Source organism: Gemmiger sp. An50, from assembly GCF_002161595.1.
Lineage (GTDB): Bacteria > Bacillota > Clostridia > Oscillospirales > Ruminococcaceae > Allofournierella.
This window is the reverse complement of record NZ_NFID01000003.1, coordinates 175,673-201,648: the sequence shown is the minus strand read 5'-3', so window position 1 is coordinate 201,648 and position 25,976 is coordinate 175,673. Positions and strand designations below refer to the sequence as shown.

General features: G+C 60.6%; 24 protein-coding genes. 10 read left to right on the top strand and 14 right to left on the bottom strand.

Features of this window, described 5'->3' with window-relative positions:
* The first annotated feature begins 7 nt into the window (after positions 1-7).
* Positions 8-481 (top strand): LURP-one-related/scramblase family protein, encoded by a 474-nt coding sequence (locus tag B5G03_RS04645; protein WP_087180591.1) that lies wholly within the window; start codon positions 8-10, stop codon positions 479-481.
* 5 nt (positions 482-486) lie between these two features.
* Positions 487-1,629 (top strand): 23S rRNA (uracil(1939)-C(5))-methyltransferase RlmD, encoded by a 1,143-nt coding sequence (gene rlmD, locus B5G03_RS04640; RefSeq protein WP_206423601.1) that lies wholly within the window; start codon positions 487-489, stop codon positions 1,627-1,629.
* 79 nt (positions 1,630-1,708) lie between these two features.
* Here rlmD and B5G03_RS04635 read toward each other — a convergent pair whose 3' ends face one another.
* Both B5G03_RS04635 and B5G03_RS04630 read right to left on the bottom strand, forming a co-directional pair.
* A complete protein-coding gene (locus B5G03_RS04635; protein ID WP_087180589.1) occupies positions 1,709-2,077 on the bottom strand; it encodes a DUF2085 domain-containing protein in 369 nt (122 codons plus the stop codon).
* A complete protein-coding gene (locus B5G03_RS04630; RefSeq protein ID WP_087180588.1) occupies positions 2,074-2,367 on the bottom strand; it encodes a zinc-ribbon domain-containing protein in 294 nt (97 codons plus the stop codon). Before B5G03_RS04630 ends, B5G03_RS04635 begins: the two co-directional genes overlap by 4 nt.
* A gap of 291 nt (positions 2,368-2,658) precedes the next feature.
* On the opposite strand from B5G03_RS04630, the gene B5G03_RS04625 reads away from it, so the two are divergent.
* The 5 genes from B5G03_RS04625 to B5G03_RS04605 all read left to right on the top strand — a co-directional run bounded on the left by B5G03_RS04625 (position 2,659) and on the right by B5G03_RS04605 (position 6,995).
* The gene (locus tag B5G03_RS04625) at positions 2,659-3,153 is read left to right on the top strand and encodes a cysteine hydrolase family protein (protein ID WP_363256204.1); all 495 of its coding nucleotides are present in this window, start codon (positions 2,659-2,661) and stop codon (positions 3,151-3,153) included.
* Positions 3,154-3,171: 18 nt separating this feature from the next.
* Positions 3,172-3,723, top strand: a complete 552-nt coding sequence (locus B5G03_RS04620) for a hypothetical protein (protein ID WP_140401637.1) — start codon at positions 3,172-3,174, stop codon at positions 3,721-3,723.
* Positions 3,724-3,930: 207 nt separating this feature from the next.
* Positions 3,931-4,644: a tRNA (N6-threonylcarbamoyladenosine(37)-N6)-methyltransferase TrmO gene (gene tsaA / locus B5G03_RS04615; protein WP_087180586.1), complete on the top strand. Its 714-nt coding sequence runs from the start codon at positions 3,931-3,933 to the stop codon at positions 4,642-4,644.
* Positions 4,645-4,699: 55 nt separating this feature from the next.
* The gene (locus tag B5G03_RS04610; RefSeq protein ID WP_087180585.1) at positions 4,700-5,257 is read left to right on the top strand and encodes a DJ-1 family glyoxalase III; all 558 of its coding nucleotides are present in this window, start codon (positions 4,700-4,702) and stop codon (positions 5,255-5,257) included.
* Positions 5,258-5,402: 145 nt separating this feature from the next.
* A complete protein-coding gene (locus tag B5G03_RS04605; RefSeq protein ID WP_087180584.1) occupies positions 5,403-6,995 on the top strand; it encodes a potassium/proton antiporter in 1,593 nt (530 codons plus the stop codon).
* Positions 6,996-7,083: 88 nt separating this feature from the next.
* Here B5G03_RS04605 and B5G03_RS04600 read toward each other — a convergent pair whose 3' ends face one another.
* The 5 genes from B5G03_RS04600 to B5G03_RS04580 all read right to left on the bottom strand — a co-directional run bounded on the left by B5G03_RS04600 (position 7,084) and on the right by B5G03_RS04580 (position 12,994).
* The gene (locus B5G03_RS04600; protein WP_162613329.1) at positions 7,084-8,556 is read right to left on the bottom strand and encodes an ABC transporter permease; all 1,473 of its coding nucleotides are present in this window, start codon (positions 8,554-8,556) and stop codon (positions 7,084-7,086) included.
* A complete protein-coding gene (locus tag B5G03_RS04595) occupies positions 8,543-10,012 on the bottom strand; it encodes a COG1361 family protein (protein ID WP_087180582.1) in 1,470 nt (489 codons plus the stop codon). The genes B5G03_RS04600 and B5G03_RS04595 overlap by 14 nt, the downstream gene beginning before the upstream one ends.
* Positions 10,013-10,025: 13 nt before the next feature.
* Positions 10,026-10,820, bottom strand: a complete 795-nt coding sequence (locus tag B5G03_RS04590) for an ABC transporter ATP-binding protein (RefSeq protein WP_087180581.1) — start codon at positions 10,818-10,820, stop codon at positions 10,026-10,028.
* 38 nt (positions 10,821-10,858) lie between these two features.
* Positions 10,859-11,677 (bottom strand): YdcF family protein, encoded by an 819-nt coding sequence (locus B5G03_RS04585; protein ID WP_162613328.1) that lies wholly within the window; start codon positions 11,675-11,677, stop codon positions 10,859-10,861.
* 141 nt (positions 11,678-11,818) lie between these two features.
* A complete protein-coding gene (locus tag B5G03_RS04580; RefSeq protein ID WP_087180579.1) occupies positions 11,819-12,994 on the bottom strand; it encodes a phosphopentomutase in 1,176 nt (391 codons plus the stop codon).
* A gap of 295 nt (positions 12,995-13,289) precedes the next feature.
* Here B5G03_RS04580 and pyk point away from each other — a divergent pair, with 295 nt between their 5' ends.
* Positions 13,290-15,032, top strand: a complete 1,743-nt coding sequence (gene pyk, locus B5G03_RS04575; protein ID WP_087180578.1) for a pyruvate kinase — start codon at positions 13,290-13,292, stop codon at positions 15,030-15,032.
* 136 nt (positions 15,033-15,168) lie between these two features.
* Here the strand turns inward: pyk and B5G03_RS04570 are convergent, their stop codons facing one another.
* The 5 genes from B5G03_RS04570 to B5G03_RS04550 form a co-directional block, all read right to left on the bottom strand.
* Positions 15,169-15,411, bottom strand: coding sequence for a DUF3006 domain-containing protein (locus tag B5G03_RS04570; protein ID WP_087180577.1), 243 nt, complete (start codon positions 15,409-15,411; stop codon positions 15,169-15,171).
* Positions 15,412-15,426: 15 nt separating this feature from the next.
* Positions 15,427-16,437, bottom strand: coding sequence for a ComEC/Rec2 family competence protein (locus B5G03_RS04565; RefSeq protein WP_087180576.1), 1,011 nt, complete (start codon positions 16,435-16,437; stop codon positions 15,427-15,429).
* A gap of 3 nt (positions 16,438-16,440) precedes the next feature.
* Positions 16,441-18,396 carry a YgiQ family radical SAM protein gene (locus tag B5G03_RS04560; protein ID WP_087180575.1) on the bottom strand — a complete coding sequence of 652 codons (1,956 nt, stop codon included), beginning with the start codon at positions 18,394-18,396 and terminating at the stop codon, positions 16,441-16,443.
* Positions 18,397-18,558: 162 nt separating this feature from the next.
* The gene (locus B5G03_RS04555; RefSeq protein WP_087180574.1) at positions 18,559-21,246 is read right to left on the bottom strand and encodes a DNA translocase FtsK; all 2,688 of its coding nucleotides are present in this window, start codon (positions 21,244-21,246) and stop codon (positions 18,559-18,561) included.
* A gap of 133 nt (positions 21,247-21,379) precedes the next feature.
* Positions 21,380-22,129 (bottom strand): ClpP family protease, encoded by a 750-nt coding sequence (locus B5G03_RS04550; protein WP_087180573.1) that lies wholly within the window; start codon positions 22,127-22,129, stop codon positions 21,380-21,382.
* A 235-nt stretch (positions 22,130-22,364) separates the two neighbouring features.
* Here B5G03_RS04550 and B5G03_RS04545 point away from each other — a divergent pair, with 235 nt between their 5' ends.
* The gene (locus tag B5G03_RS04545; RefSeq protein WP_087180572.1) at positions 22,365-23,003 is read left to right on the top strand and encodes a redox-sensing transcriptional repressor Rex; all 639 of its coding nucleotides are present in this window, start codon (positions 22,365-22,367) and stop codon (positions 23,001-23,003) included.
* A 107-nt stretch (positions 23,004-23,110) separates the two neighbouring features.
* Positions 23,111-23,725 carry a thymidine kinase gene (locus B5G03_RS04540; protein ID WP_087180571.1) on the top strand — a complete coding sequence of 205 codons (615 nt, stop codon included), beginning with the start codon at positions 23,111-23,113 and terminating at the stop codon, positions 23,723-23,725.
* Between the two features lie 63 nt (positions 23,726-23,788).
* Here B5G03_RS04540 and B5G03_RS04535 read toward each other — a convergent pair whose 3' ends face one another.
* Positions 23,789-24,775: a nucleoid-associated protein gene (locus tag B5G03_RS04535; RefSeq protein WP_087180570.1), complete on the bottom strand. Its 987-nt coding sequence runs from the start codon at positions 24,773-24,775 to the stop codon at positions 23,789-23,791.
* Between the two features lie 182 nt (positions 24,776-24,957).
* Positions 24,958-25,971: a hypothetical protein gene (locus tag B5G03_RS04530; protein ID WP_087180569.1), complete on the bottom strand. Its 1,014-nt coding sequence runs from the start codon at positions 25,969-25,971 to the stop codon at positions 24,958-24,960.
* Positions 25,972-25,976: the final 5 nt, after the last annotated feature.

Sequence of the window (25,976 nt, the reverse complement as noted above, 5' to 3'; positions counted from 1 at the left end):
GCCAATCATGAAACTGCTTTTCAAACAGCGCCTGTTCTCCTGGCTGGACAGCTATGACATTTACAATGAACACGGCGAGACCGCCTTCACCGTGGAGGGCAAGCTGGCCTGGGGCCACAAGCTGGAGGTCCTGGACCCCGCCGGCCGCCACCTGGGCACCGTAAAAGAAGAGGTGCTCACCTTCCTGCCCCGGTTCGCGCTGTATCTGGGCGAGGAGTACATCGGCCAGATCAAGAAGGAATTTACTTTTTTCAAGCCCAGCTTCACACTGGACTGCCGGGACTGGCAGGTCAGCGGCGACTGGCTGGAATGGGACTATCAGGTGACCGACGGCCAGGGCCGCACCGTGATGACTGCCAGCAAGGAGCTGTTCCACTGGACCGACACCTATGTAATGGATATTGAGCGGGAAGAGGATGCCCTGCTCTGCTTGATGATCGTGCTGGCCATTGATGCGGCCAAGTGCTCCGGAGGGGATTGAACACCATGAAAAACACCTGTTCCTGCCGCAAAAAGGGCTGCGGCGGCTGCCCGCTGCTTGCCCTGCCCTACCCGGAGCAGCTGGCTCAAAAGCAGAAGGATGTGACCAAGCTGCTGGGCAAGTTCGGTCCGGTACAGACCGTCCTGGGCATGGAGGACCCCTGGCACTACCGAAACAAGGCGGTGTCCACCTTCTGCACCGGGCCCGGCCGCAGCCTGCAAAGCGGCATCTACGCCCAGGGAACCCACCGGGTGATCCCGGTGGAAGAGTGCCTGCTGCACAATCCCGCCCTGGACGAAGCCATTGCAGCGGTGCGCGCTGCCGCGGCTGCATGCCGTTATGAGCCCTTCAACGAGGACCGGCGCACCGGTCTGATCCGTCACGTGCTGGTGCGCCACAGCCGGGCCACCGGTCAGGTACTGGTCTGCCTGGTCACTGCTCAGGCGGCGCTGCCCGGCTCCAAGGCCTTTGTGACCAAGCTCCGCCAGCTGTGCCCGGCGGTAAGCTGTGTGGTGCAGAACGTCAACCCCCGCCATTCCAGCGCAGTGCTGGGCAGCGCCGAAAAGCTGCTGTATGGCAAGGGATATATTGAGGACACCCTGTGCGGGGTGAAATTCCGGCTTTCCGCCGCCAGCTTCTACCAGGTGAACCCGGTGCAAACCGAACGGCTGTATCAGACGGCCATCGAGGCCGCCGGGCTGGACGGCAGCCAGACCGTGCTGGACGCCTATTGCGGCGTGGGCACGATCGGCCTCGCCAGCGCGGCCAAGGCCAAGTCGGTGCTGGGGGTGGAGCTGAACCGCAGCGCAGTGAACTGCGCCATTCAAAACGCCAAGGCCAACGGCATCACCAACGCCCGCTTCCTCTGTGCAGACGCCACCAGCGCTATTCAGCGCATGGCCCAGCAGGGTGAGCAGGTGGATGTGGTCTTTCTGGACCCGCCCCGCGCAGGCAGCACCCCGGAGTTTCTGCAGGCGGTCTGCCAGCTGGCTCCTGAGCGGGTGGTTTATATCTCCTGCAATCCCGAGACCCAGCGCCGGGACCTGGAATATCTGACCGCCCGAGGCTGGAAAGCCGACTTCATCCAGCCGGTGGACCTGTTCCCTCACACCGAGCATGTGGAGACGGTTGTTCTTTTGTCCAAATAACAAGTCATCGCAATCCACACAAAAAGCCCGAATCCGTTTTGAGTCGGATTCGGGCTTTTTTCGTTTCAGATATTCTTTTTCAGGATATGGGCAATCCCATTCCCAGCTGTACGCCCCAGCGGAATGCAAAGGCTGTGCTGGTGAAAAACAAGGTCAGCAATCCACAGCCAAACAACAATCCGGTAACGAACCGGCGGCCATTCGTGCTTTCATAGGAGCTCAGCGCCTGGATACCGCCGTCCAGAACCATGGGAATCATGGAAACAGCCGACCAGGCCACACTCAAATGAAAGACTGGATAACACAAGGCCGCAACCAAAATTCCCACCAGCTCGCCTGTGCAGCGGGCGCAAACCGGAAAACACCGTCCACGATAGTGGAATGACCGGTCGTCCCTGCAGTGACAGCCGCAGAAACGGGGCAGCCAGACATAAAGCCAGGAAATCATTGGATCATAGCCATACCAACACCGGCGGCAATGACCACAACATAGTAGATCACAATGAGGATCACGCCGACCAGCGCACCGATGCCGGCCTTCTTTGCCGTATTGGGCTTTTGATCCTTCCAGACCAGGAACAGGATCAGACCAACCAGAGGAATACAGCAGCCCAAAAAGGCCCATCCGATGTTACCGCTGTCTACCACAGCCGGCTTATCCTGCTGGGGTACGCCGCATGCCGGGCATACTACAGCCTTATCATCGACTTCTTTTCCGCAATTTTTACAAAACGCCATAGCTAATTCCTCCTTCGTCTCCACAAGACTATGCCTGTGGACTTTGTTTGAGTAAAGCATATCATATTTTGTAAAAATCTGCAATAACTTTTTCACATGTAAAAACCATCCCCAGCATTTCGCCTTATTCGCTTCCGTTTTTCTGCATCATCCGGAAGCTTTCGTTTCCCCGAGGCTTTCCTCGACCGCGGCGGCGCTGCCCGCCATTTTTTGTGATATAATAAAAAAGTATAAAAAGGAGGGACAAACCATGATGTATGACGCTCTGATTGTGATCGATATGCAAACACCCTGGTAGACGCACGCCCCTATAACGAGGTCGGTGTACTGGCCGGGATTCGTTCTTTGCTGGAGCGCTGCCGCGCCTCCGGTATACCTGTGATCTATGTTTGCCATGACGGTGGCCCCGGAGACGAACTGGAGTTTGGCAGCTCCGGCTGGCAGGTCGCCGCGCCAATCGCCCCCAAACCGGGAGAAAAGCGTTTTGACAAGCACTTCAACAGCGCCTTCCGCCAAACCGGCCTTCATGAATATCTTCAGCAAATGGGCGCAAACCGGCTGATCCTCTGCGGCATGCAGACGGAATACTGCTTTGATGTTTCCTGCAAGGTGGCTTTCGAGCTGGGTTATGAGGTAACAATCGCCAGAGGCACGACCACCACCTTTGATAACGATTTTGCCCGCGCCCATGATTTGACCCGATACTATGAGGAAAAGATCTGGGCCAATCGGTACGCTCAGGTACTCGATTTGAACAAGGTTCTATCCCAACTGAACGACAACTGATTTCCGATAGAGTTTTTTATGAGCAAAAGCGTACGGAAGCCTTTATCCAGCCGGCTGCCCGACCTCCCACACCACTTGCGTGAGAACGGTTCTGCTTTTGTACAGACTGAACGCCCGAAATGGCGAGGCCGAAAACCCAAAAGTGAATTTGAAACAGGGTTTGGGATGTTCTACCATGCCGCACTGCTCTCCGGAGTGCTGTCATCAAAAACAGAAGACCTCTTTTTGGACTATTACCTGTCAAAACCTGATGGAATGTTTTACATTTACGATAAACCTCTGAATAAACCGCCAATCGTCTTTGCTTCTCGGTCAGCAAGCCGCTATCTGGCCGCGATAGAGGTATTGAGCCGATATGGCCGGGCAAAGGATAAGCTGGCCTTTGTCATAGACTGGCTCACTGCCAATCAGGATGAAAACGGCCAGTGGAATTTTGGTGAAAAGGCTAAAGATGGTATTTATTTCCCTTTGTCGGACCGCTGGGATAAAACCGCAAGACTCGCAGACAGCACCTATCGAGTCAGCAAAGTATTTTCAGCTCTTTCTCTGTCACAGCCAGAGGATGCGTAAGGCCCCCTGCATCCAAGGCAGTCAACAAAGAGCAAGCAACAGCTTTGGTGGAATACACCTCCCTTGAAAACGCATTTTTATTTTCGGTCACTATTGGAAAAGCACCACCCTTCTTTTTTGTGATATAATAAGGCAGTAAAGTCTCGGAACATCTGTTGTGCAGCTGCCCGGACTGCTTCAAATCCTTAACGCCCGAAAGGACCTTTTATGAACGAGACCATTCCCATGCGGGTGATTGCCCGCATTCACAGCGATTTTACCAGCAAATTCGGCATTCCCCGCCAGAGCGGCCTGGTGGAAAGCTTACAGGCCGTGATCGTGTTCGAGCCGGAATACCGGGACCCCAACGCCCTGCGCGGGCTGGAGGATTTTTCCCATCTGTGGCTCATCTGGCAGTTTTCTCAGGCGGTGCGGCAGACCTGGTCGCCCACGGTGCGCCCGCCCCGGCTGGGCGGCAACACCCGGATGGGCGTATTCGCCACCCGCTCACCCTTCCGGCCCAACGCCATCGGCCTTTCCTGCGTGAAGCTGGATCGGGTGGAGCTTCACCCGGAGCTGGGTCCGGTGATCCACGTGCTGGGTGCGGACCTGCTGGACGGCACTCCTATTTTTGACATCAAGCCCTATCTGCCCGCGGCGGACTGCCATCCCGAGGCGTTGAGCGGCTTTGCAGGTCCTGTACGGGATTATCACCTGGAGGTGGTCTTCCCCCAGGAATGGCTGGACCGGGTGCCTGAGGCCAAGCGGAGCGCCCTGCAAGGGGTACTGGCCCAGGACCCCCGCCCCTCTTACCAGGACGACCCGGAGCGGGTCTACGGCCTGACCTTCGCCGGCCTGGAAGTAAAATTCACCGTAAGCGGCGGCGTGCTCACCGTGTGCCGGGTGGCCCCGGCCAAGGACGGGCAGCCCACCGGCCGCTGACCATACAAAAAGCATCAGGCCCGGAACCCGGGCCCGGGAAAGCGAGGTTTTTGCAATGAAACATGCCTGTGTATTTATGGCAAACGGAACCGAGGAATGTGAAGCTCTGCTCACGGTGGACATTCTGCGCCGCGCCGAAGTGGAGGTTGTCACCGCATCGGTGAACCAGAAGCCGGAGATCCTTTCCAGCCACAACGTGCGCATGGACACCGATGCGGTCGCGGCGGACATCCAGGCAGACGGCTTTGATTTGATCGTGCTGCCCGGCGGCATGCCCGGCACCACCAACCTGAAGGAAAACGAGTTTGTGAAGGCCGTTTGCCAGCAGGCAGCAGCCACAGGCAAGCTGGTGGCCGCCATCTGTGCCGCTCCCAGCGCGCTGGCCGCTTTCGGCCTGCTGGAGGGCAAGAAGGCCACCGCCTATCCCTCCTTCACCGACCAGCTGGCCGGTGCCACCGTGGTCAAGGAGCCTGTGGTGGAGGACGGCGACATCATCACCGGCTGGGGTCTGGGCGCGTCCATCCCCTTCTCGCTGGCGCTGGTGCGGCGGCTCTGCGGCGCGGACGCCGCCGAAGCGGTACGCCAGGCCATCGGCTACCCCTACGGCTTCTGATCGCAGCATACAGCTTTTTGCGCGGGCCGGCCACGGCCCGCGCTTTTTCTTCCCTGCGCCCGGCTTCCGGCGTTTTTTCGCCCGCCTGTGCATACAGTTTTTATAGCGCAGGCTTTATTCGCACAGTTTCAAAGGAGGTAAGCCCTTGAACGGAATTCTTCTGCTGGTCGGAGTGGTGATCCTGGCCTGCATTCTGGCCCACCACTTCACCGAAAAGCTTCCCATCCCCACCCTGCTGGTGTTCATTGGTCTGGGCATGCTGTTCGGGGAAAACGGATTGTTTCGCATCCGGTTCAACGACTATTCCCTGGCCGAGACCGTCTGCTCGATGTGTCTGATCTTTATCATGTATTACGGTGGCTTTGGCACCAACTGGAAGGCCGCCCGGCCTGTGGCGGTGCAATCCGTGCTGCTCTCCACTCTGGGCGTGCTGCTCACCGCCGGGCTCACCGGTCTGTTCATCCATCTGGTGCTGCGGCTTTCCTGGCTGGAGAGCCTGCTCATCGGCTCGGTCATCGCTTCCACCGACGCGGCCTCGGTGTTCAACATTCTGCGGTCCCGCAGCCTGAACCTGAAGTTCAACACCGCCAGTCTGCTGGAGCTGGAGTCCGGCTCCAACGACCCCATGTCCTATATGCTGACGGTGGTGCTGGTGACCCTGATGACCGGCGGCGACATCTCGGTGCCGCTGGTTCTGGCCAAACAGCTGGTGTTCGGCATTCTGTTCGGCGTGTGCATCGGCATTGCGGCTTCCTTTCTGCTGCGGCGCTCTCATGCCGCCATGGCCCAGGGCGACACGATCTTTGTGTTTGCCGCTGCCCTCATCGCCTATGCCCTGCCCTCCATGCTGGGCGGCAACGGCTATCTGAGCGTGTATCTGTGCGGCATTCTGATGGGCAATGCACCCATCGCCCAGAAACGGGACTTGGTGCGCTTTTTTGACGCGATCACCGGCATCACCCAGATGATGATCTTCTTTTTGCTGGGTCTTCTGGTTACCCCGGCCCAACTGCCGCGGGTCTTTGTGCCCGCGCTGTGCATTCTGGCCTTTCTCACTCTGGTGGGGCGTCCGGTGGCGGTGGCAGCTTTACTGGCGCCCTTCCGGGCCAAGGCCGGGCAGATCGCGCTGGTCTCCTGGGCAGGCCTGCGCGGTGCGGCCTCCATCGTATTTGCCATCTACGCGGTGCTGCACGATGCGCCGCTCACCTACGATCCGTTTGATCTGGTCTTCTGCATCGTGCTGCTCTCCATGGGCATTCAGGGCACCCTGCTGCCCCACATGGCCCACCGCTTTGCCATGATCGATGACAACGCGGATGTGCGCCGCACCTTCAACGACTACCAGGAGGAAAACGACATCTGCTTCATCAAGCTTCACCTGGACGAAGGCCATCCCTGGGCGGGCAAGCTGCTGCGGGAAATCGTGACCCCGCCGGACTTTCTGGTCAGCCTGATCATCCGCCGGGGCGAGGGTGTGCTGGTGCCCAGCGGCTCCACCCGGATGCTGGCAGGCGACCTTCTGGTCATTGCCGCCAGGGAATTCGAAAACCGTACCAGCCTGACGCTGCAGGAGGTGAGCATCGACGCTTCCCACAAGCTGTGCGGCAAGCAGCTGCGGGACGCTCCCCCTGCCCCCGGCACCCTTGTGGTACTGGTGCAGCGGGAGGGCCGCACCATCATTCCCACCGGCGATACCGGCGTGCAGGCGGGCGACACCCTGGTAGTGGCCCGCTACTGATCTGCATTTTCCCTAAGGACATAAAAAAGCTTCGGAGTGCCTGGGCACTCCGAAGCTTTTTATTTTGTATTCTGCGCTTTTAAAAAAATCACTCGTGCCGGATGGCTTCCAGCGCGCTGATCTTGGTGGCGCGGATGGCGGGCCACAGGCCGCTGAGCACACCCACCAGGGTGGAGAAGCCCAGACCCAGCAGCACCAGCCAGGGCGGGATCATGGAGATGGCAGCGCTGCCGCCGTCCATGCCATAATAGTAGCCGCCGCCGAAGCTGCCCATCAGGCCGCTCAGATCGATCTTGCCGCCAAACAGGGCCGCAATCGTGGTCAGATTGTTCAGCACTGCGCTGGCCGCGTAGCTGAGCGCCACACCGATCACGCCGCCCAGCAGGCCGATGGCACCAGCCTCCACCAGGAACATGTTGCGAATCTTGCGCACCTCGCAGCCCAGCACCTTCATCACGCCAATTTCCTTGGTGCGCTCATAGATGGACATCATCATGGTGTTGGCGATGTTCAGCGCCGCCACCAGCAATGCCACGGCGGCGGTGCCGCCCAAAATCATCTGGCTCTTGGCTACGCTGGCCTGCATCTCCTCGCGAATCTGGGTCATCGAAGAAGTCTCATATCCCAAATCCTGAATTTTCTCCTCCACCTCAGCCACATTGTCTACATCGTCTACCTTCACATAGACGTTTTCATAACCGTTATCCTTCTGCTGGATTGGCCGGCCGCCGGCAGAGGAAATCATCACGCCGCCGCTGTTGCCCTTGTTGCCGGAAAGCTTCTGGTAGGCCTTGCTGAGCATCTGCATATCCGACACCCGCATGACAACACCGGCATTGGTGAAATACTGCTTGGCGTCATCCTGCTGGAACACGCCCATAACCACCAGCTGATAGTCCTCGGTCTTTTCGTTTCCGTTTTTATCGTAAGCCATCAGGCGCAGGGTAAGCTTTTCCTTCTGTACATCGAAGAAGGGCTCCACCGGGTTTCCCAGCGCGTCGGTTTCGCCCCAATAGCGCTGACGCTTACCGCTGTTATAGCTCTTGCGGGTATCCTGGAATTCATAGGCAAAATGCTCGCCGATCAGCACCGGGATCTTCTTTTTGCCCAGATTGGTATCGCTGGCCACAAAGCTGCCGCTGATCAGCTTATAATCCATGGCCTGTAATGCGTCCATGTCCACGCCGTACATTTCCCAGACATAGGCCTCGTAACGGTCATTTTTGCCTGCGTAGACCTGGGCGTTCAGGTTATTGTCCCGATACATGGGGGTCACTGCCACCACATGCTCATAGCTGCGCAGCTGATCCAGCATTTTATCGTCCAGCACCGGCACATCACCGCTGGCCGCGCCCCACTGGTAGTTGTTGATGGTGATCTGGGTCAGATCACCCCAGCTTTGCAGCATGGCCTCGTTCTGGGCGTTGCTGGCAATGCCCAGGCTGATCATCACGATGATGGAAAAGGTGCCTACCACCACGCCGATCACCGTCAGTGCGGTGCGGCCTTTGCGGCGGCGAAGATTATCCGTGCTGAGACGCAGCAGATCAGATATCTTCATCTTCATCCTCCAACTGAGCCAGTTTCTTTGCTTTCTGCTTCTTCTTGATCACGACTACGACCACAACAACCACAGCCACAACGCCCACCACGATGAGCGCCCAGCCCCAGATGGGCATACCGGGAGCGGTTTCGGTCATGGTGGGGTCCATCATGCCCGGGTCCATGGGGTCAATGCCCATATCCATCATGGGCTCTACGGTGCAGGAGAACTCCTTCTCCAGGGTTTTCACTTCGCCCTTGGCATCCTCGTAGCTCAGGATGACCTTGCCGTTGATGGTGCCCTCGGCCGCAGCCATCACGCTGAAGTCCACCGAGTTCTCGGTACCGGCGGCGATGTTGCCCAGGAACTGGCTCTGGCCGGGGTTGGCCAGGTTCTCACCCTGGATCTCGGCGGAGAGGTTGTTGATGGCGCTCTTGCCCTTGTTTACAAAGGTGACGGACAGGTAGCCTTCCTCACCCATCATGATGGTCTCGGGGGCTTCCATGTTGGTGATGTCAAACCGCTCGGGCTGGGTCACCGGGATGGAGATGGGCGCGGTGGCGGCCTCGCCGTTCTTGCTGGTCAGGTTTACATTGATACTGATGGCGCCCGGCTCGATGGCGGCGTCGGTGATCATCTTATAGCTGATGGTCTTGGTGGTGTTGGGAGCCATCTCGCCCACATAAGTATTCATGCTGCCGCTGGCCAGAGAAACACCCTTCAGCTCGCCGAAGTTCAGGCCCACCATCACGTCCTGCAGGTTGGCGTTGCCGCTGGTGGTGAAGAGGGTCAGCTCCAGGGTGAACTCCTTGCCGGCTTCCACGCTGTTGCCGCCGAAGGAGAAGTCCTTGACCAGGATCTTCGGGTAGTCATATTCCGGTTTCTCGGTGGGAACCGGCTCGGGAGTGGGGGTGGGCTCCGGCGGGTTGGGGTTCACGTCCATGCACTGGGCGATGGTGATGGACTGCGTGACTACACCGGCCGTGGTGGTGGTGAGCTCGAACTGCAGGATGTTGCCGCCGCCGTTGTAGCGCACATTGCTGAAGGTGATGCTGCCGCCGGAAGCCGGTACATCCACTGTGCCGTAGTTATCGGCCGCAAAGGTGCCGTTGTTCACCAGGCGGGCGCTGCTCACGGTCTCACCGTTGGTGAAATGGATGGTTACATTGGCGCGCTCGTCCCAGTCCCACAGGTTGTCGCGGCCATCCACCAGAGAAATATCGTAGGAACCGACCTGCGCCACGGGCACTTCGGTGGGTTCCGGCGTGGGAACCTCGGTGGGGTCCGGAGCGGGGGTTACCGTGGGCGTGGCGGTGGGGGCAGTGCTTCCGCTTTCCGCCTGCTGTACCGCGCTCTGGGGGGCGCTGGCCGGGGCGGTGCTCTCGCCCTCGGCGAATACGCCGAAGGCGCTGAATGCGCTCAGTGCCATGGCCATGGCCAGAACGGCGCTGATCCGTTTGATGCTCTGTTTCATGGTTTTCTTCTCCTCACTGTTTTTCGCTATTCAAAGGCACCGTGGTGTTGGGTTCCGCCGGGGCCTCCTGTTCCATAATCTCGCTGAACATCTCAGCCATGGCCGCTGCCTTGGCTTCGGCGTCCATCACCACATCGCTCTCCACCTTGCCGTCCTTGATGGTGACCACCCGGTCCGCCACTGCGGCCAGGTCCCGTTCGTGGGTGACCATAACAAAGGTAATGCCGTTTTCCTTTGCCATATTCAGCATCCGGTAAAGCACCTGTTTCGTGGTCTGGCTGTCCAGGTTGCCGGTGGGTTCGTCTGCAAAGATGACCTTGGGCTTGGCCACAAAGGCCCGGGCAATGCCCACCCGCTGCTGCTGGCCGCCGCTCATTTCGGTGGGCTTGTGGCCCGCCCGCTTGCCCAGACCCATCTTTTTCAGCTCCTGGGTGGCAAGCTTGATTCGCTCTTTGCGGCCCACGCCCTTGAACATCAGCGGCAGAGCCACGTTTTCCGCCGCCGTCAGGTTGGGCAGCAGATTGTAGCTCTGGAAGATAAAGCCCAGATGCTCCTGGCGGAACTTCGCCAGCTCGTTTTCGGTCATCTCGCTGATGTCATGCTTGCCGATGAACACATGTCCCTTGGTGGGCTTTTCCAGCCCTGCCAGCTGATTGAGCAGGGTGGACTTGCCGCTGCCGGAGGGGCCCACGATGCAGCAGACCTCCCCCGGCTCAATGGCCAGGTTCACATCGTTCAGCGCAATGACCTTTTCGTGACCCACCCGGTAAACCTTACGCAGGTGTTCCACACGGATAATTGGCGCCATGATTTCACCTCTTCATTTTATCGGATTCCAGCCAACCGTCAGAAGATGCCCACAAACTGCAGCATCCAGCCGGTCCGGCTGCTTTTGAAGACCCAGTAATACAATACCGCGAATACCTCACGGAAATAGCAGGGCATAATGGAATTGAGCCCGATGGACGCAGGCAGTGCGTCCACATCGGTAAAGCCCACCATCCGGGCGTATTCTCCGCCCCGGTAGCAGTGGAAGGCGTTGGTCACCACCACGATGGGCTCGGTGGCTGCAATGCCCCGCTCCTCCAGCAGGCGGCGGGCAAACAGCAGATTCTCCTCGGTGGAGGTGCTTTTGTCCTCCACGATGATCTGCTCCTCCGGCACGCCCCGCTCGGCCAGCCATTTGGCCATGGCCACCCCTTCCGGGATGGTCTCGCCCGGTCCCTGGCCGCCGGTGACCACGATCACCGCGTCCGGGTTTTCCTCGTGGTATTCCAGCGCCTTCTCCAGCCGGCAGACCAGCAGCTTGCTGGGCACGTCCTTGCGCAGCCCGGCGCCCAGCACCACCACCGCCTTTTCATCGCCCTGAGGCTGGTCGGTATAGCCGCTGAGGGCCACGAAGGCCAGCAGCGCACAGAATACGCCCACGCCGCAGAAAAAGCCGATGCGCAGCACCCGGCCCACCCCGGCGGCACAGAAGGCGTCGATCTGCCGGTGGAACAGGCCATAGACCCACAGCCCGGCGGTAATGGCATACATGATGAGCATGCCGAAATTGAAATTGGAGCGCAGCGACCGGACAATGCTGTCCACAAGAAAATATACCGCCAGCACCCACACAATGATCAGTTTGATATTCACGAGACCCTTTCCGTACAGTTTCATACTTTCCCCTGTTAATAAACAGACCGCGGAGCAACGCTCCGCGGCCGCCATATAATAAACGAAAGGGCGCGGTTTTTTATTGCAACTTTTTCAAAAAAATTTAAAGGATTTGAAAAAATTCTGCCTTACCGCAAATGCATCTCAAACAAACATCCGCTCGCTCAGATCCTGGCCCGCCAGCTCTGCCTCCACGCCCAGATAGGCGCAGACGGTCTTGCCGATGGCCCCGAAGCCCAGCACGGTGCCCAGATTGTTGTTCTCCTTCACGCTGCTGCCCGCCGCCAGCATGGGAACGTATTCCCGGGTGTGGTCGGTGGTCTTGGTAAAGCCGGGGTCACAGCCGTGGTCGGCGGTGATGATAAACAGATCGTCCGGCCGCAGCTTTTTGAGCATCTCGCCCAGGCCCTGGTCGAACTCGGTGGCCGCGGCGGCATAGCCGTCGATGTTGCGGCGGTGACCGTAGACCATATCAAAGTCCACCAGGTTGATGAAGGCCAGGCCCTCGAAATCCCGGTCGGCCAGGTCCAGCATCACCTTGATGCCCTCGGTGTTGCCGGAGGTGCGGATGGTCTCGGTGACGCCCTCGCCGTCGAAGATGTCGTAGATCTTGCCCACGCCGATCACGGCCTTGCCTGCGGCGCTGAGGGCATCCAGCATGGTCTTCTTGGGGGGCTTGAGGGAGTAGTCGTGGCGGCGGGGAGTGCGCTGAAAGTCCGCCGCGCAGGTGCCCACGAAGGGCCGGGCGATCACGCGGCCCACGCCATGCTCGCCCTTGAGCATATCCCGGGCGATCTGGCAGTATTCGTACAGCTGAGCCACCGGTACGATCTCCTCATGAGCGGCCACCTGGAACACACTGTCCGCCGAGGTGTACACGATCAGCGCGCCGGTGCGCATGTGCTCCTCGCCGTAATCCTTCAGCACCTCGGTGCCGGAATAGGTGGCGTTGCAGATCACCTTGCGGCCGGTGCGCTTTTCAAACTCCTCGATGACCTCTTTGGGGAAGCCGTTCGGGTAGGTGGGCAGAGCGCGCTCGCTCTCCACGCCCGCGATCTCCCAGTGGCCGATGGTGGTGTCCTTGCCGTTGCTGGCCTCCTGCAGGCGGGCGCAGGTGCCCAGCACCCGGGCCGCGGGCTCGCCGCAGCTCACACCGTCCAGATTGAACAGGCCCATTTTCTTCATGTTGGGGGTATCGAACGCCTTGCTGGCGGCGATGGACGCCAGGGTGTTAGCGCCCACATCCCCAAATTTATCCGCATCCGGCTCGGCGCCCACGCCGAAGCTGTCCAGTACTACTAAAAACACTCGTTTTGCCATATTGTTTCTGCCTCCTTTTCGTTGGCTGTAGGGTGTTGTTTCATTATATCGTATTTGCCCCAAAAAGTTAAGTATATCCCACCGGCTTTGTTGAAAAAATGCAATAAAATATTCTGTTAAATTTTTATTTAATTGGTATGATTGCATATACTTTTCCGAAAGCTTGCCGGGACCCCTTTCACGAATGATTTTTTTATTATATAATAGGGTCGGCGAGCAAAAAGCGACCCCGTCTCCGCTTCGGAGGCGTTGTGGATAGATATTTGAGAAGAGAGTATTTAGGAGGATTTTACGAATGCGTAAGACGAAAATCATCTGCACCTTAGGCCCCTCTACCGACAAAGAGGGCGTAATGCGCGAATTGATCCTGGCCGGCATGAACATTGCCCGTTTCAACTTTTCCCACGGCGACTACGAGGAGCACAAGGGCCGTCTGGACAAGCTGAAGGCTCTGCGTGAGGAGCTGGGCCGCCCCGTGGCTGCTCTGCTGGACACCAAGGGCCCCGAGATCCGTCTGAAGCAGTTCGCCGGCGGCAAGACCAAGCTGGAAGCCGGCCAGAAGTTCACCCTGACCACCCGTGACGTGGAAGGCAACAAGGACATCTGCTCCATCACCTATCAGGATCTGCCCGGCGACGTTTCCGTGGGCAGCACCGTGCTGCTGGCCGACGGCCTGATCAGCATGACCGTTACCGCTGTGACCAACACCGACATCGAGTGCCTGGTAAACAACAGCGGCCCCATCAGCAACAACAAGGGCGTGAACGTGCCCGGCGTTTCCCTGTCCATGCCTTACCTGAGCCAGAAGGACAAGGAGGACATCCTGTTCGGTATCGAGAACGGCTACGACTTCATCGCCGCCAGCTTCACCCGCAGCGCTCAGGACATCCAGGATATCCGCCGCCTGCTGAACGAGCACAAGTCCAACATCCGCATCATCGCCAAGATCGAGAACCGCGAAGGTATCGACAACATCGACGAGATCCTGGCTGCTGCCGACGGCGTCATGGTTGCCCGCGGCGACATGGGCGTTGAGATCGACTTCACCGAGATCCCCATGATCCAGAAGGACATCATCTACCACAGCTTCTCCGCCGGCAAGCCCGTTATCACCGCTACCCAGATGCTGGAGAGCATGCAGGAGAACCCCCGTCCCACCCGTGCCGAGATCACCGACGTTGCCAACGCCATCTACGACGGCACCAGCGCCATCATGCTGAGCGGCGAGACCGCTGCCGGTAAGTTCCCCGTGGAGGCCGTTCGCACCATGGCCGCCATCGCCGAGCGCACCGAGAGCGACTCCAGCTACATCGAGCACATGCGCAAGAGCCCCCTGGATACCCGCCTGAGCATCGCTGCTGCTACCGCTCATGCTGCCTGCACCACCGCAGCCGACATCAAGGCTACCGCCATCATCACCGTTTCCAAGAGCGGTGAGACCGCCCGCCTGCTGAGCAAGGGCCGTCCCGAGACTCCCATCATCGCCTGCGTGCTGGACGAGCAGACCCAGCGTCACCTGGCCCTGAGCTGGGGCGTGCATCCCATCCTGATGCCCTACGCCAACAGCACCGACGAGCTGGTCGAGCTGTCTGTTAAGACCTCTGTGGAGCACGGCCTGCTGCAGAGCGGCGACCTGGTGGTTGTGACCGCCGGTGTTCCCGTGGGCGTTTCCGGTACCACCAACATGATCAAGGTCCACATGGTCGGTGAGTTCCTGGCCAGCGGCGTGGGCATCGGCAACCAGAACGCCAAGGGCGCTCTGTGCATCTGCCGCAACACCGAAGAGGTTGCCAGCAAGTGCAAGCCCGGCTGCGTGCTGGTGGTTCCCTACACCAACAACGACATGCTGCCCTACATGCGTGAGGCCAATGCCGTGATCGTTGAGGAGGCTGGCATGAACAGCCACGCCGCCATCGCCGGTCTGGCTCTGGGCAAGGCTGTGATCGTTGGTGTTGCCAACGCCACTCGCCTGCTGAAGGACGAGACCATGGTTTCTGTGGACTGCGTACGCGGCACCATCCAGACCATGCCTGTCTGATTCTTCTGAATCGCTTTTTCACTCCCCTGTGCACCCGCACAGGGGAGTTTTTTGTTGCGGACCGTCCGCACGCAAAAAGCGGCGGCGCACACGGAAAAGCCTTCCGTATGCGCCGCCGCTTTCTTTTTTGTTGGATTCAGGGATTTCCCCGGTTTTTCAGCCGGGCCAGCCGCCGGGCCATCTTTTCCCGGCGGGCGGCAGTGGCCGCCTGGTCCACCTGCCAGCTCTGCCCGCTTCGGGTGAGCACATCACCCTCCCGGGCATCCGGGGGCAGCTCGCTGCGGTCCGCCTTCTGCCAATGGGTGCGGTCCTCTTCATCGGTGACCTCGATCACCGCCGTGTCCCCCTCCCACCGGTCCAGGATACAAAGCTCGTTCATCGCGCTTCTCCTTTCTCAGGCTGCGCTGTCCGCCTGCTGGCCACCGGAAGCCGTGTAGCACTGCAGTCCGTCCTCGGTGGCCGCAATGACCACACTGCCGTCCTCATCGGTGCGCAGCACCTGTGCGCCCACCACGGCGAAATTCTGCATTGCTTCGTCATGGGGATGGCCGTAGCTGTTGTCCTTTCCGCAGCCGACCACCACGTATTGGGGCCGGATCGCCTGCAGGAAGGACAGGGTGTTGGAGGTGCTGGAGCCGTGATGGGCTGCCTTGAACACGTCTGCCTCGGGCAGCTCACAGTGGGCCAGAGCATCCTCTTCCACCTCGGTTTCGCCGTCGCCGGTGAGCATCACCCGCAGCCCCGGAGCCCGGAAGAAGAGCACCTGGGAGAGGTTGTTGTAATTGTCGGTCTCCACACCGTTTGCCAGCACCGAGAGGGTGGCGTCACCGATGGTGAACTCCTGCCCCGGCTCGGCCGTCACGGTGGGGATATTCTGCTCCTCAATGGTATCCATCACCCGCTCGAAGGTGCGGGTGGTGGGATAGGGTGCCTTGTCGAAGTCCGGCAGCAGCACCTGCTCCACCTGCACATGCTCCAGCACTGCTTTCATGCTGCCGATGTGGTCCGCATGGGGATGGGTCATCACCAGAAGCTTCAGGCGGGTGATGCCCATTGCATCCAGATAAGACAGCAGGGCTTCCTCACTGGAGGCCTCGCCCGCATCCACCAGGCAGTATTCCTGGCCGCTCTGCAGCAGGGTGGCGTCCGCCTGGCCCACATCGATGAAGTGCACTGCCTGGCCGTCCGCCGGGACCTCCTCCAGCCCCTGGGGCAGGGTGTTTACCTGCAGTCTGTCGTAAAAATCCCGCCAGGTAAACCCACCTTCACCACTCTGGCCTCCCAGCCCCAATCGGAGGCCGATGATCATGCAAAAGGCAGTGAGCAGAAAGACCAGCCCCTGCGAGGGCGTGATGCGAATGGGATATTTTTTGCGCCGTGTGCGCCGTTTCCGTCGTTTTGCCATGGCTTACTTCCGCTTGGTCTTTGGGGCGAAGGTGGGCCGGCCGGGATTCTTGCCGCTGCCCTTGCCGTGGTTGGAAACGAACCGGCCCTGCACCGGACGGCCTGCCGCCTTGGCGTTCTGGGCGGATTTGCGGCCGGTGACGGGACGTGCCTGGGCGCTCACCTTCGGCTTGTAGCCGGGCACCAGCAGGGGGATCAGGTCCTCCCGGTGGGTCTTATGCAGTGCCTTGACCACCTTTTCCGCGTTGCGGGGCTCGTAATACTGCAGCAGCGCCCGCTGCAGCGCCTTGCCCTCGGGGGATTTTTCCACGAACACCGGCTTGAGGGTGTAGGGGTCCAGGCCGGTGTAGAACATGCAGGTGGACACCGTGCCCGGCGTGGGGTAGAAATCCTGCACCTGCTCGGGGCGGATGTTGTGTTTATACAGATACTCAGCCAGATAAACCGCATCCTCCAGGGTGCTGCCCGGATGGCTGCTCATCAGGTAGGGCACCAGATACTGCTTCTTGCCCGCCTTTTTGGTCAGCTCGTAGAATCGCTTGGAGAACTTGTTGAACACCTCCACCGGCGGCTTGCCCATGTATTTGAGGGTGTTGGGGGCGCAATGCTCGGGGGCTACCTTTAGCTGGCCGGAGACGTGATGCTCCACCAGCTCCTTGAAGAAGGTCTCGTCCTTGTCCCAGGTGAGGTAGTCATAGCGGATACCGCTGCGGATGAACACCTTTTTCACCCCGGGCAGGGCCCGCAGGCGGCGCAGCATGTTCAGGTATTCGGTGTGATCGATGATCAGATGGGGGCAGGGGCCGGGAGCCAGGCACTTTTTGCCGCCCTGGCACATGCCCTCGGTCATCTGCTTGGCACAGCTGGGCAGCCGGAAGTTGGCGGTGGGGCCGCCCACATCGTGGATGTAGCCCTTGAAGCCGGGCTGTTTGGTGAGCAGCTCGCCCTCCTCCACCACACTGTCCACACTGCGGCTGGTGACCCGCCGCCCCTGGTGCAGGGTGATGGCGCAGAAGTTGCAGCCGCCGTAGCAGCCCCGGTTGTGGATGATGGAGAATTCCACCTCCTCGATGGCGGGCACGCCGCCCAGCGCATCGTAGCTGGGGTGCCAGGTGCGGGTGTAGGGCAGGGCCGCCACCCGGTCCAGCTCCCGTCGGGTGAGGGGCTTTGCGGGCGGATTCTGCACCAGATAGCCGCTCTGCTGCTTCTGTACGATGATCTGGCCGGTGACAGAATCCTGGTTGTCCATCTGGATGCGGCAGGCCTTGGCGTAGGCCACCTTGTCGGTGCTCACCTTGTTGAAGCCCGCGCATTCCAGATATTTGGCGGGCAGATGGGCAAAATCGGTCATGTAACAGGTGCCCGCCACATCCCGGATCTCGCTGGCCTTCTCCCCTGCCGCCAGCCGCCGGGCGATCTCCACCGTCTGGTGCTCGCCCATGCCGAAGCTGATGATGTCCGCCCCGGAGGTCTCGGCGATGCTGGGCAGTACGGTGTCCATCCAGTAGTCGTAATGGGCGAAGCGGCGCAGGCTGGCCTCCAGACCGCCCAGGATCACCGGCAGGTCCGGATAGGCCTGTTTGGCCAGCTGGGTGTAAACGGTAGCGCTGCGGTCCGGGCGCTTTCCCGCCATGCCGCCGGGGGTGTATTCGTCCTCCTTGCGGCGCACCTTGGCCACCGAGTAATGGGCAACCATGCTGTCCACATTGCCGCCGCCGATGAAAAAGCCGTAACGGGGCTTACCCAGCACCTTGAAGCTTTCGCAGGTGGTGTAGTCCGGCTGGCTGATCACGCCCACCCGGTAGCCCTCGGCCTCCAGAATCCGGCCGATGATGGCCGGGCCGAAGCTGGGATGGTCCACATAAGCGTCGCCCATGACCAGAACGAAGTCCAGCTCGTCCCAGCCGCGCTGACGCATATCCTCTTTGCTGATGGGCAAAAACTGTGTGCCCTGCTGCATAAAGGGTCTCCTTTCTTTGTTGCGCGGCCCCTTGCGGCCGCGTCTGTCCATGCAATATCACACGCGCCCCCGGCAGGCCGCTGGTCTGCCGGGGGCACGAACGTTTGGCTCGATTCTATTGTAACAAATCCCGCCCGCCGCGCACAAGGGCACGGCGCAGGTTCAGGGAATCTCGTCCGGCACGGGGGTGTTGTCCGCCCGCATGGACCGCTCGATCCACTGCTGCCGGGTGATGAGCACCTCCCGGGGCTTGGCGCCCTGGTAGGGACCGATCACACCCAGCTGCTCCATATCGTCCATGATGCGGGCCGCACGGGCGTAGCCCAGCTTGCACTTGCGCTGCAGCAGGCTGGTGGAGGCCTGACCGGCGTCGATGACCACCTCCACCGCCTGTTCCAGCATGGGGTCGTGGCCGTCGTCCTCGTCGTCGCCGTCGCCGCCGGAGGCCTTCTCCGGCACCGCGTGCTTCTCCATCTCCTCGATCATCTTCTCGTCGTACTGGGAGGTGTTGTCCTTCTTGATGAAGTCCAGCACGGCGCTGATCTCCTCGTCCTTCACGTAGGTGCCCTGGATGCGCAGGGGCTTGGAAGCGCCCACCGGCATGAACAGCATGTCGCCCATGCCCAGCAGCTTCTCCGCGCCGCCCGCGTCCAGAATGGTACGGCTGTCCACCTGGCTGGACACCGCGAAGGCGATCCGGCTGGGGATGTTGGCCTTGATCAGGCCGGTGATCACGTCCACGCTGGGGCGCTGGGTGGCCACGATCAGGTGCATGCCCGCGGCACGGGCCTTCTGGGCGATGCGGCAGATGTAGTCCTCCACCTCTTTGCCGGCCACCATCATCAGGTCAGCCAGCTCGTCGATGATAATGGCGATGTAGGGCAGCTTTTCCAGGCCCTCGGTCTCGGCCGCCAGCCGGTTAAAGCTCTTGATGTCGCGCACGTTGTTCTCGGCGAACAGATGGTAGCGGCGCTCCATCTCGGCCACGGCACTGCCCAGCGCACCCGCCGCCTTGCGGGGCTCGGTGACCACCGGCATCAGCAGGTGGGGAATGCCGTTGTATTCCGCCAGCTCCACCACCTTGGGATCAATGAGGATAAGCTTCACGTCCTCGGGGCTGGAACGGTACAAAAAGCTGATGATGATGCTGTTCACACACACCGACTTACCGCTGCCGGTGGAACCAGCAATCAGCAGGTGGGGCATCTTGCACAGGTCCGCCACCTGGGCGTTGCCCGCGATGTCCTTGCCCAGGGCAAGGGTCAGGGGCGAAGCGCTGCGGGTGTAGGCCTGGGATTCAAAGATGCCACGGATGCCCACCGGGCTGGATTTCCGGTTGGGCACCTCCACGCCCACCGCAGGCTTGCCGGGGATGGGGGCCTCGATGCGCACGCCGGCCGCCGCCAGGTTCAGGGCGATGTCATCGGCCAGGCCGGTGATCCGGCTGATCTTCACGCCCGCCAGGGGCTGCAGCTCGTACCGGGTGACCGAGGGGCCGCGGCAGATGTCCAGCACGCGGGTCTTCACGCCGAAGCTTTCCAGCGTGCTTACCAGCAGTTCGGCGTTCTTTTTCAGCTCCGCTTCCACACCCGGGTCCTCTGCCGACTCCATCACCTGGAACAGGTCCAGCGGGGGGTAGCAATAGGCGGCAGGCTGCTCTGCCGGTACGGCAAGAGTCGTTTCCGCCGGGGCGGCCGCCGGATTCAGCGGACGCAGCGGCTCGCCGTAGGAGTTGCCCATGGTCTGGCTGGGCTCCATGGCCTTGTGGATCAGGCTGTCCAGCTCGGTGACGCCTACAGCGGGCTGCTCCACATCCAGCGGCACCGGCTGGTCCAGCTGGAAGGGAGGCTCGTCCGCGTCGGAGGGCTCCGGCGCCTGGTCGAACCGCATCTCCCAGGCATAGTCCGGGCTGCTGCTGGGATAGAGCTCGAAGCCCACATCCGGGTCCTTCTGGGGCTCGTCCATGGCGATCTCGGTCTCGAACTCGCTGGGTTCCGGCGGCATGGACCGGTCCATGGGAGGATACATGCCAAAGGTTCCGCCGGGGCCCACCAGAGGTTCGTCCGGCTGGGGGTCGGTCTCGGTGGTGACCACCGGGTCCGGACCCAGGTCGATGTCCACCTGGGGCTTGCGCCGGAACCGCTGGGCAAAGGCCTCCTGCTTTTGCTGGCGGGCAGCGGCCCGCTCCTGGGCGGCGGCGCGGCGTTCGGGTTCCCGGCGCAGCTGCTCCTCTTCCCAGGCTTCCCGCTGCTCACGGGCAGCATCCCGGTCCGCCCGCCAGTCGCCCAGATAGTCCTCGCCGATCTGCCACAAATCGCCCGGGGTCACGCCCAGGTACCACATGACCATGGCGATGAGCATGATGACCAGCAGGATGTTCGCCGCCGGATGGCCGCACAACGCCAGCAGGGTGCCGCCGATGATGCCGCCCAACAGGCCGCCGCCCAGCACCCCCTGGCCATTGGCATACAGGGCCGCGGTGGCCTCGCCGAAGCCCAGACCCACCAGGTCGATTTTTGAGAACACCACCGCCGTGCCGCAGATCAGCATCATCAGCAGCAGGGACTTGGCGCAGCGGGCCCAGATGGGCCGCCCCAGCGCCACCAGCACCGCAATGTAAAGCAGCACCGGGCCCAGCAGATAGGTGCATACGCCGAACACGCCGAACAGCACCCCCCGCAGCATGGCCCAGACCGACTGACCGGCCACCAGTGCCATGGCGATGATCACAATGCCCAGGCCGAACAGCAGAATGCTCCAGCTCTGGGCCACATCCGGCTGGCTGCGCCGCGAGCGGGAGCGGGTGGTTTTCGTGCCGCTTCTCGCGGCGGGTTTCTTCTTTTGTGCCATACGCTTTCTTTCCCTCGTCTATGTATTTCCGGCCCCCGGTCCCTTTTCAAACCGGGGGCGCCGCGCGCCTGGCGCGGGAATTTTTTCGGAACTTATTTATTGTAACATAAAACCATAGGTTTTAAAACCCAATTTATTGGACAGTTTCTCCCCTGCCCTGACTTGCGCCTTTCTTCGCGCCGGTTCGGTTTTGTTCGATCTGGCGGTACAGATAGCTCAGCGCGTCGCCCAGACCGCCCAGCTCGTCGATCAGACCCTCCTCCACCGCCTGCTCGCCGCCCAGCACGGTGCCCACGTCCATCACCAGTTCGCCGGTGTGCATCATCAGCTCCAGGAAGCGTTCCTCGCTGATGTGGGAATGGCTCTGCACAAAACCGGTGATGCGCTCCTGCATCTGCTCGAAGTAACGCATGGTCTGGGGCACGCCCAGCACCAGCCCGGAATGGCGCACCGGGTGGATGGTCATGGTGGCGGTGGGCACGATAAAGCTTCGCTTGGCACTGACCGCCAGCGGGATGCCGATGGAATGTCCGCCGCCCAGCACCAGCGCCGCACTGGGCTTGGTCACTCCACTGATCAGCTCGGCCAGGGCCAGGCCTGCCTCCACATCGCCGCCCACCGTGTTTAAAATCACCAGCAGGCCCTCGATCTCCGGGTCCTCCTCAATGGCCACCAGCTGAGGGATCACATGCTCGTAGCGGGTCACCTTCTGCTCCTGCCCGGCGCTCACGTGGCCCTCGATCAGGCCGATCACCGTGAGGCAATGGATGGCATGGCGGCCCTTGGTGCGGATCACCGAGCCGGTGTCCATCATAAAATCCTGTTCCAGCTTTTCCTGCTCCACCTGGGCGTCGGTGGGCTGCTGAGTATCGTTGTTCGGCATTGGCCGGTTCACTCCTTTTGTATTTTTTCTATCAGTTTGCGCGAATTTTTTGTCTTTATGCCCGTACAAACGCCTCCCAGCGCTCCAATTGGTTTGACAAGGCTTTTTGAATCCAGTATTATAAAGTATGGATATTTCCGCAAAGGGCCCAGTCGCGCCTTTTGCCCCCTTCGGCACGGGTCAGGCCAGGGGCCGCCCGCTGCTTTAAATCAAATCAAAAGACGGTGATGATAACATGAACCATTCTCAGGGAAAGGTCTCTCTGCCGGTAATCAAGCGGCTGCCCAAATATTACCGCTATATCAGCCAGATGCAGAAAAACGGTGTGGTGAAGGTATCCTCCAGTGAGCTGGCCCGCATGATGGGCACCACTGCCAGTCAGGTGCGTCAGGATTTCAATTGCTTCGGCGGTTTCGGCCAGCAGGGAATCGGCTATAATGTGGAGGTACTGCTGCATGAGATCGGCCGCCTGCTGTTCGGCGAGGGCGAAAAGCTGCCCACCATCCTGATCGGCGCGGGCCGTCTGGGCCGGGCGGTCTCCCGCTTTCTGACCACCGACACCAACGGCTACCACCTGCTGGCTGTATTCGACGTGCAGCAGGATCTGGTGGGGCAGGATCTGGACGGCATCCCCATCCACCACATCGATGAGCTGGAGTCCTTCTGCGCGGCCCACAATCCCCAGGTGGCGGTGCTCTGTCTGCCCCGTGAGGGCGCGAAGGAGATTTCCGGCCGGCTGGTGGAGCTGGGCATCCGGGGCTTCTGGAACTTCAGCCACTACGATCTTTCCATTCCCTATCCCAACGTGACGGTGGAGAACGCTCACCTGGGCGACAGCCTGATGAGCCTGGGCTACCGGCTGCGGAACGACTGAATCCATTACTGACAGCAGCCCGGCTGCGTGAATGCGCAGCCGGGCTGACTTTTGGCGGACGGGCGGACTTTCGCTCCTTCGCTGTATGAAGAGGTTTGTGCAACACTATGGCAAAATTGTATTTTCGCTACGGCGCCATGAACAGCGGCAAAAGCACTGCGCTGATGCAGGTGGCCTATAATTACGAGGAAAGAGGCATGCGGGTACTGGTGATGAAGCCCAGCGTGGACACCAAGGGCGGCGACAAGCTGGTCAGCCGCCTGGGCGTGACCCGTCTGGTGGATATCGCCGTGACCCCCAAGCTGGACATCCTGGACCTGGTGCGGGATCTGCTGACCCGTGCCCCCGCCCCGGCCTGCATCCTGACCGACGAGAGCCAGTTCTTCACCCCGGAACAGGTGGAGCAGCTGCTGCGCATCACTGTGGAGCTGAACATCCCGGTGATCGCCTATGGCCTGCGCACGGATTTTTCCCTGAAGGGCTTCCCCGGTTCCACCCGTCTGCTGGAGCTGGCCCATGCCGTGGAAGAGATGAAGACCATCTGCTTCTGCGGCCGCAAGGCCACCTGCAACGGCCGCAAGGTGAACGGCGAATTCGTGTTCGAGGGTGACCAGGTGGTCATCGACCAGGGCGGCGACGTGGAATACGTAAGCCTGTGTGCCCAGTGCTATTTCAAGGCGCGGGATGACTTTTACCGCCGCCATCCCCGCATCACTGTTTGATCTCATAAACAAAAACTCCCGAAAACTGGTATGGCTTTCGGGAGTTTTTCTTTTTACCGCAATTTACAGCACGATGCCCTTGACCAGCAGTGAGATGGTGCCGTCCGGCTCGTTGACGAACTCCACATAGTCGTTGTCACCCCGCAACAGGCTGGTGGGGATTTTCATTTCAATACCACTCTCGGTCTTGATGGACTGGTATTCCATCCGCTTGATGCGGGCAGGCGGAACCGACACAGTTTCCTCCAGGGGCAGGTTTGCTTCCTCCAGCTCCTGGGTGAAGGATTCCACCGCCAGCGGGAACTGCTCCTCCAGCCGCTCCTTCACCCGCTGCACCTCCAGGCTGCCGTCACCGGCCACCGCTTCCTCGCAGAGAATGGCCGCGATCTCGCTGTCGCTTTTCTGGTTGTCCTCATAGCTCTGGCGCACCGCCTGAGCGGCGGCAGTCTGCACCGTTTGCAGCTTGGCCCGCTCGGGCTGGGCCTGGGTGCTGCGCAGAATTCGCTCGGACAGATAGAAGATCTTCACCCCGTCCATCTCGTATTTTTTCTCCACCAGCTTGATGGAGCCGTCGGTCATATCCACGATCACCGATTCGTCCGGCTTGGAACCGGCGGCAGGCAGCAGGGTGCGCTGCTTGATGAGTGCGTTGTAATGCTGGCCCTCCACCTGCTGGTAATAATGGGCGTAGGCCGCCTTATAGTTCATTTTCAGAATGGCGATGCTCTCGTGGCCGTTGATGGAGCAGTAGACCACGATCAGGTCCGCGTTGGGAATGGCCGGACTGGTGCGCATCACCTGGAAAAACTCGTCCGCCACCTGCTTGGAGCACTGTACGAAGTCCTGGTTGTCCAGCAGCAGGGACGGGAAGGTGGATTCCGGCAGAAAGCTGCAATTTTTCACCGCATCGTTGTAATAGGCCTTTTCCAGATGAGCCGCCAGATAATCGGCGGTGTCGCCGTCCAGCTCCAGCAGCCGGTCGGAAAATACCGGCGCGCCGCCGCTGGAATCCAGCACGTGCACAATGGCCTTAAAGATCTGTAGTTCCATGAAGATCTGTTCCTTTCGCTTGAGGTTCCTGTTTATTATAGCGGAAAAGCCGCCGTTTGGGTAGGGGCGCGTTCCCCTCTTTTGCCCTTCCCCGGCACGCAAAAGCCGCCCGGATAAAGTTCCGGGCGGCTTTTGCTGCTTGCTTTATGGAGAAAATTGAGAAGGAAACGTAAGGAAAGAAATCAATCGCGGCCGCGGCGCCAGATCACAACACCGGCCACGGCAGCGGCTGCCACTGCGGCCACGCCGATCACCATGGGCAGCACGCCCACCTTGGACTTCTGAGTCTGGGAAGCGTTGCTCTGGCTCTGGGCCTGGCTCTCGCTCTCAGCGGCCTGGCTCTCAGCCTCGCTGGAAGCAGCCTCACTCTGAGCCTGGCTCTCCTCGGAGGCAGCCTCGCTCACGCTCTGAGAAGAGGCGGCAGGGGCCTTGCTGGAGGCAGTGTTGCCGGGCTGAGCAGTGGCTCCTGCTACGGCGCTGTTCTGGGTGGAGCCGGACTGGTTGGAACCATTCTGGCTTCCGCCATTGCTGCCACCAGAGGGCTGCTGAGTGGCTTCCGGCTTCTGAGTCGCGCCGGGCTTCTCCGTAGCCTGGGGCTTCTCGGTGGCCTGGGGCTTCTGGGTGGGTTCCGGCTTCTCGGTGGGCTCGGGATCGGGGGATACTTCGCCCACGTTCACCTCCACCGTCTCCGCCTGCAGGGTCAGATCCTGCTGGGAAGAACCGGTGCGCAGCAGAGTCAGGCCGGTGGCCAGCTCCTCGCTGGGGTGCTCGCCGCCATTGGACACGCCGGTGGTGATGGACAGCTCCAAGTACTCCCCTTCCGCTGCCTCCACCTGGATGGTGCCCAGGTCGGCTTCGTCATTCTGGAACAGCTTGTCGTTCGCACCGGCCACATAGACGGTGAGAACGTTATTTTCCTGGTCGTAACGGTAGCGCTTCACGGTACCGGCCAGGTCCTCGCTGAAGGCAAAGCTCACATCGGCCTTGTCCAGCGAGCCGGCCACGGGGCTCAGCGTGAAGCTCATCTGCAGGGCATTTACGCCCTCGCCCGCACCGTCCTGCAGCTTCAGGGACACCTGGGCCCCTCCCGCAGCAGGCTCCAGGCTGGCGGCCGCATCCGCGGCCGCCAACCCCTGCAGGGGCAGCGCCATGACCAAAACCGCAGCCCCGATCAGGCCTATGATTTTTTTGCTCATGTCTT